We start from the raw sequence: 2,914 nt of genomic DNA on the forward strand, positions 1-2,914 counted from the left end.
ACGATGGTCTTTGCCATGGGTCTCAGGCCTCCTCGGTGACCGCGCTCGACGCGGCGGGTGCCTCGTCGCGCTTGGGCAGGATGTCGGCCACCTTCTTGCCGCGACGGGCGGCGACCTGCCGGGGCGAGGTCTCCAGCCGCAGGCCGTCGAGGGTGGCGCGGATCATGTTGTAGGGGTTCTGCGAGCCGGTCGACTTCGCCACCACGTCCTTGATGCCGAGCATCTCGAACACGGCGCGCATCGGGCCGCCGGCGATGATGCCGGTGCCTTCCGGGGCGGTGCGCATCACGACGCGGCCGGCACCGTGATGGCCTTCCATGTCGTGGTGCAGCGTCCGGCCTTCCTTGAGCGGCACGCGGATCAGGTTGCGCTTGGCCTGCTCGGTCGCCTTGCGGATCGCCTCGGGCACCTCTTTCGCCTTGCCCTTGCCGAAGCCGACGCGGCCGCGCTGGTCGCCCACGACGACGAGCGCCGCGAAGCCGAAGCGCTTGCCGCCCTTCACCGTCTTGGAGACGCGGTTGATCGCCACGAGGCGGTCGGCGAATTCCGGGGTTTCCTCGCGCTCTTCGCGGCGGCGGCCCCGGCCGCGTTCACGCTGTTCACGTTCTGCCATGGGATGGCATCCTTCTTGTCGGGGCGCCGCGAAGCGCCGGTTGGGTCAACCGCGGTGGGCAGGGCCCCCCGGTCATCGAGACCCGGCATCCGGGTCTTCGCGTGGGAAAGGCGGGACATGTCCCGCCCTACGCCGGTGTTGCATGGCGGGACGGATCCCGCCACGCCTCAGAACTTCAGCCCGCCCTCGCGCGCGGCGTCGGCAAGCGCCTTCACCCGGCCGTGGAACAGGTAGCCGCCGCGGTCGAAGTAGCACTCCTCGACGCCGGCCTTCCTGGCGCGCTCGGCGATCGCGGCGCCCACCTTGGCGGCGGCCTCCACGTTGTTCTTGCCGATCACGCCCAGCGACTGCTCGAGCGACGAGGCGGAGGCCAGGGTGCGGCCCTCGGCGTCGTCGATCAGCTGGACGCTGATGTTCTTGTTCGAGCGGTGGACCGACAGGCGCGGACGCCCGTTGGCCAGATCCCGCAACTTGTTCCGGGTGCGCAGGCGGCGCTTCTGGAACAGCTCTCTCTTGCTCAGTGCCATTTTCGCCAGCCCTTACTTCTTCTTGCCTTCCTTGCGGAAGATGTACTCGCCCTTGTAGCGGATGCCCTTGCCCTTGTAGGGCTCGGGGGCGCGCCACTCGCGGATGTTCGCGGCGACCTGGCCGACCAGCTGCTGATCGGTGCCCTCGACCACGACCTCGGTGTTCTTCGGGGTCGTCACGGTGACGCCCGCCGGAACCTGGAAGTCGACGTCGTGGCTGTAGCCGAGCGCGAGCTTCAGGACGTTGCCCTGCGAGGTCGCGCGGTAGCCGACGCCCTGGATCTCGAGCTCCTTCTTGAAGCCGTCGGTCACGCCGACCACCAGGTTCTGGACCATGGTGCGCGACATGCCCCACTGCTGCCGGGCGCGCTTGGACTTGCCGCGCGGCGTCACCGTCACGGCGCCGTCCGCGACGGCGAGCGTCACGTCGTCGGTCGCGGTGAAGCTGCGGGTGCCCTTGGGCCCCTTCACCTCGATGGTCTGGCCGGAGACGGAGGCGGACACCCCCGACGGCAGCTCGACCGGTTTCTTCCCAATACGAGACATGTGCCGTTCCTCCTCAGAACACGGTGCAGAGCACTTCGCCGCCGACATTGGCGGAGCGTGCCGCCGCGTCGGACATCACGCCGCGCGAGGTGGAGACGATCGACACGCCGAGGCCCTGGCGGACCTGCGGGATGTCGCCCACGCTCATGTAGACGCGGCGGCCGGGCTTGGAGACGCGCTTGATCTCGCGGATGACCGGCGTGCCCTCGTAGTACTTCAGGCTGATCTCGAAGGCCGGGTGGCCCTTGTCATCGGTCGCCGGCTCGTAGCCGCGGATGTAGCCTTCGTCCGCGAGCACGTCGAGGACGCGGGCGCGCTGCTTGGAGGCAGGCGTCATCACCGTGGACTTGCCGCGCATCTGCGCGTTGCGGATCCGGGTGAGCATATCGCCAAGAGGATCGTTCATTCCCAGTCCTCCTTACCAGCTCGACTTGACCATGCCGGGGATCTGGCCGTTCGAGGCCAGGTCGCGGAGCATGATCCGGGAGATGCGCAGCTTGCGGTAGTACGCGCGGGGGCGTCCCGTCAGCTGGCACCGGTTGTGAAGCCGCGAGGGCGAGGAGTTGCGGGGCAGTTTCGCCAGCTTGAGGCGTGCCTTGAACCGCTCTTCCATCGGCTTCGATTCGTCGTTCGCGATCTCCTTGAGCGCCGCGCGCTTGGCGGCGTACTGGGCCACCAGCTTCTGACGCTTGAGTTCGCGCTGAACCATGGAAACTTTTGCCATGTGTCTCTTTCCTCTCGCGTCAGGCGTTGAAGGGCATGTTGAAGTGCTTGAGCAGCGACTTCGCCTCGGCGTCGGACTTCGCGTTGGTCACGATGATGACGTCGATGCCCCAGACCTCGTCGACCTTGTCGAAGTTGATCTCGGGGAACACGATGTGCTCCTTGATCCCCATCGCGAAGTTGCCGCGCCCGTCGAACGAGGGCTTCACGCCGCGGAAGTCCCGGATGCGGGGCATCGCCACGGTGATCAGGCGGTCGAGGAAGTCGTACATGCGGTCGCCGCGCAGCGTGACCTTCGCGCCGAGGGTCATTCCCTCGCGGACGCGGAAGCCGGCGATCGACTTCTTCGCCATCGTCGGCACGGCCTGCTGGCCGGAGATCGCGGTCAGGTCCTCGACGGCGGCCTTGGCCTTCTTCGAGTCGCGCACCGATTCCGCGCCGCAGCCGATGTTGAGAACGATCTTCTCGAGGCGCGGGATCTGCATGTCGTTGGTGTAGCCGAACT

Annotated in this window: 6 protein-coding genes; all 6 read right to left on the reverse strand. The window is 67.5% G+C overall.

The annotated features are described in order from the left end of the window. Positions 1–22: 22 nt before the first annotated feature. Positions 23–613 carry a 30S ribosomal protein S5 gene (rpsE, locus tag ACTS11_RS19600; RefSeq protein ID WP_442641967.1) on the reverse strand — a complete coding sequence of 197 codons (591 nt, stop codon included), beginning with the start codon at positions 611–613 and terminating at the stop codon, positions 23–25. Positions 614–780: 167 nt separating this feature from the next. Continuing rightward, the gene (gene rplR, locus ACTS11_RS19605; protein WP_442641968.1) at positions 781–1,140 is read right to left on the reverse strand and encodes a 50S ribosomal protein L18; all 360 of its coding nucleotides are present in this window, start codon (positions 1,138–1,140) and stop codon (positions 781–783) included. 12 nt (positions 1,141–1,152) lie between these two features. Next, complete coding sequence (rplF, locus tag ACTS11_RS19610; protein WP_442641969.1) at positions 1,153–1,686, reverse strand: 50S ribosomal protein L6; 534 nt, start codon at positions 1,684–1,686, stop codon at positions 1,153–1,155. 13 nt (positions 1,687–1,699) lie between these two features. Next, positions 1,700–2,092, reverse strand: coding sequence for a 30S ribosomal protein S8 (gene rpsH / locus ACTS11_RS19615; RefSeq protein ID WP_442641970.1), 393 nt, complete (start codon positions 2,090–2,092; stop codon positions 1,700–1,702). A gap of 12 nt (positions 2,093–2,104) precedes the next feature. Beyond that, complete coding sequence (rpsN, locus tag ACTS11_RS19620; RefSeq protein ID WP_442641971.1) at positions 2,105–2,410, reverse strand: 30S ribosomal protein S14; 306 nt, start codon at positions 2,408–2,410, stop codon at positions 2,105–2,107. A 19-nt stretch (positions 2,411–2,429) separates the two neighbouring features. Then, the coding region (rplE, locus tag ACTS11_RS19625; protein WP_442641972.1) for a 50S ribosomal protein L5 at positions 2,430–2,914 on the reverse strand (485 nt) is incomplete at its 5' end.

This window comes from Roseicyclus sp., assembly GCF_052168335.1.
GTDB lineage: Bacteria > Pseudomonadota > Alphaproteobacteria > Rhodobacterales > Rhodobacteraceae > Roseibacterium.

Coding starts and splice junctions, on each gene's coding strand:
- rpsE (WP_442641967.1), bottom strand. CDS start 613: ATGGCAGAACGTGAACAGCGTGAACGCGGCCGGGGCCGCCGCCGCGAA.
- rplR (WP_442641968.1), bottom strand. CDS start 1,140: ATGGCACTGAGCAAGAGAGAGCTGTTCCAGAAGCGCCGCCTGCGCACC.
- rplF (WP_442641969.1), bottom strand. CDS start 1,686: ATGTCTCGTATTGGGAAGAAACCGGTCGAGCTGCCGTCGGGGGTGTCC.
- rpsH (WP_442641970.1), bottom strand. CDS start 2,092: ATGAACGATCCTCTTGGCGATATGCTCACCCGGATCCGCAACGCGCAG.
- rpsN (WP_442641971.1), bottom strand. CDS start 2,410: ATGGCAAAAGTTTCCATGGTTCAGCGCGAACTCAAGCGTCAGAAGCTG.